We start from the raw sequence: 2,500 nt of genomic DNA, 5'->3' as shown, positions 1-2,500 counted from the left end.
CTCAGTGACCGATAGCGCATAGTACTGTGAAGGAAAGGTGAAAAGGACCCCGGGAGGGGAGTGAAAGAGAACCTGAAACCCTGTGTTTACAAGCTGTGGAACTGCGAATAAAGCAGAACCGCGTACTTTTTGTAGAACGGTCCGGCGAGTTTCTTGTGCTGGCAAGGTTAAGTACCTCAGGTACGGAGCCGAAGTGAAAGCAAGTGTTAATAGCACGTAAAGTCAGTATAAGAAGACCCGAAACCGGGTGATCTACCCATGTCCAGGTTGAAGTTGCCGTAAAAGGCAATGGAGGACCGAACGCACATCCGTTGAAAAGGGTGGCGATGAGGTGTGGGTAGGGGAGAAATTCCAATCGAACCCGGAGATAGCTGGTTCTCCTCGAAATAGCTTTAGGGCTAGCCTCGTATTAGTCTAGCGGAGGTAGAGCACTGAATATCCTAGGGGGCGTCAAAGCTTACCGAAGATTATCAAACTCCGAATGCCGCAGAGATGATGTACGGGAGTCAGACTGCACGAGATAAGTTGGGTAGTCAAAAGGGAAAGAGCCCAGACCATCAGCTAAGGTCCCAAAGTGTGTGTTAAGTGGTAAAGGATGTGGGATTTCGAAGACAACTAGGATGTTGGCTCAGAAGCAGCCATACATTCAAAGAGTGCGTAATAGCTCACTAGTCGAGAGGTCCTGCGCCGAAAATGTCCGGGGCTAAAACACACCACCGAAGCTATGGAATGTGAAAACATTGGTAGAGGAGCATTCTTAACGTGACGAAGCTGTACCGGAAGGAGCAGTGGAGTGTTAAGAAGAGAGAATGCCGGAATGAGTAGCGAGATTTAAGTGAGAATCTTAAAGGCCGAATATCTAAGGTTTCCAGGGTAAAGCTGATCTTCCCTGGGTAAGTCGGGGCCTAAGGCGAGGACGAAAGTCGTAGTCGATGGATAACAGGTAGAAATTCCTGTACCACATACAAACAGAACTGTGGGGACGCAGAGAGAAAGCCAGAGCCGGAAATGGAAAAGCCGGTGCAAGCGAGGTATCCGTAAGGGAGGCAAATCCCCCTTACAAGGAGAAGACGTAATGCGGAGTGAACTATAAGTAACGAAGCTGGTGAGCTAGCTGCCAAGAAAAGCCGCTATTGTTTTGTATGTGCCCGTACCGTAAACCGACACAGGTGGATGAGGAGAGAATCCTAAGGCCGGCGGGAGAAGTGTTGTTAAGGAACTCGGCAAAATGACTCCGTAACTTCGGGAGAAGGAGTGCCACAGAGATGTGGCCGCAGAGAAATGGCCCAAGCAACTGTTTAGCAAAAACACAGGTCTATGCAAAACCGAAAGGTGAGGTATATGGGCTGACGCCTGCCCGGTGCTGGAAGGTTAAGAGGAGAGCTTAGCGCAAGCGAAGGTTTGAATTTAAGCCCCAGTAAACGGCGGCCGTAACTATAACGGTCCTAAGGTAGCGAAATTCCTTGTCGGGTAAGTTCCGACCCGCACGAAAGGCGTAATGATTTGGGCACTGTCTCGACAACACACCCGGTGAAATTGAAATACCAGTGAAGATGCTGGTTACCTGCGCCAGGACGGAAAGACCCCATGGAGCTTTACTCCAGTTTGATACTGGGATTCGGTACTGTCTGTACAGGATAGGTGGGAAGCTAGGAAATGATGACGCCAGTTGTCATGGAGCTGACCTTGGGATACCACCCTTACAGTACTGGGTTTCTAACCTGCAGCCGTGACCCGGCTGGGGGACAATGTCTGACGGGGAGTTTGACTGGGGCGGTCGCCTCCGAAAGGGTATCGGAGGCGCTCAAAGGTTCCCTCAGAATGGTCGGAAACCATTCGAAGAGTGCAAAGGCAGAAGGGAGCTTGACTGCGACACCGACGGGTGGAGCAGGTACGAAAGTAGGACTTAGTGATCCGGTGGTATAACGTGGGATTGCCATCGCTCAACGGATAAAAGCTACCCTGGGGATAACAGGCTTATCACTCCCAAGAGTTCACATCGACGGAGTGGTTTGGCACCTCGATGTCGGCTCATCGCATCCTGGAGCTGTAGCAGGTTCCAAGGGTTGGGCTGTTCGCCCATTAAAGCGGTACGCGAGCTGGGTTCAGAACGTCGTGAGACAGTTCGGTCCCTATCCGGCGTGGGCGTAGGATATTTGAGAGGAGCTGTCCTTAGTACGAGAGGACCGGGATGGACGGACCGCTGGTGTATCTGTTGTTGACCAACAGCATGGCAGAGTAGCCAAGTCCGGCAGGGATAAACGCTGAAGGCATCTAAGCGTGAAGCCCCCCTCAAGATTAGATATCCCATTCTTTAAAGAAATAAGACCCCTTGAAGACTACGAGGTTGATAGGTCTGAGGTGTAAGTGCGGTAACGCATTCAGCTGACAGATACTAATAGGTCGAAGACTTATCCTGAGAGGTTCGAAAGATAAGCGGAAGAGATTGGAGAGAATGAAGTCGCAAGACTTTCTGTATGAAATTCTGAAGGTACATGAA

General features: G+C 50.5%; 1 rRNA gene (cut by a window edge). It reads left to right on the top strand.

Annotation, left to right across the window (positions count from 1 at the left end):
- A 23S ribosomal RNA gene (locus DXB77_RS10470) occupies positions 1-2,419 on the top strand; it begins 469 nt to the left of the window's first position.
- The last annotated feature ends 81 nt before the right edge of the window (positions 2,420-2,500 follow it).

The sequence above is a fragment of the Clostridium sp. OM05-9 genome, assembly GCF_003481465.1.
In the GTDB taxonomy this organism is placed as follows: Bacteria; Bacillota; Clostridia; order Lachnospirales; family Lachnospiraceae; genus Coprococcus; species Coprococcus ammoniilyticus.
This window is presented reverse-complemented; position numbering and strand designations above follow the sequence as displayed.